The following is a 524-nucleotide window of genomic DNA, read 5'->3' on the forward strand; positions in this document are numbered from 1 at the left end:
TCATCGACGAGTCTGATGTGTTTGCTGACCAGAAGTGGGAACATTTGTACACCCAATTGACGCGGACCGCAGTATCCGCAAATTTGTACCTATGAAGGATTACTAAATGACTCAACCCGGATACGTTATGTCCGAAGTAGTTCCCGGCATTCTCAGCGCAGTGGCGAGCCGTAGTGTGGTATTGACCGAAGATGATATCAAGCCGAAACACGGAATAGGGCAAAAGACATTCGTCATGATCGATATCGAGAGTCTGGGGCTGCGCGTCGGCTCCCCGATTCTATCGGTCGGCATTTGCTCGGTGGTGCCCGGCATCGGCATCATCGACAGCATGAAGTGGAACCTCAATCTCCAAGAGCAGCTTAATCGTGGTGGAAAGATCGAGGCCGACGCCTTCTTCTGGTGGCTGAATCAATCTGAAGCGGCGCGAAGTTCACTGGTCACGGGTCAGGCAGATTCGATCAATCTTGAGCAGTTCCAGCGCGAACTGACCGATTACTGGTTGACCACGATAGATGCGCGAG

1 protein-coding gene is annotated in these 524 nt (G+C 52.3%); it reads left to right on the top strand.

Annotated features, from left to right (window positions below):
- Positions 1 to 106: 106 nt before the first annotated feature.
- On the top strand, positions 107 to 524 hold a 418-nt coding region (locus ACZ2V4_RS11675), incomplete at its 3' end, for a 3'-5' exoribonuclease domain-containing protein (protein ID WP_490514945.1).

This window comes from Macrococcus sp. CoH-51_TC_04 (genome assembly GCF_058188655.1).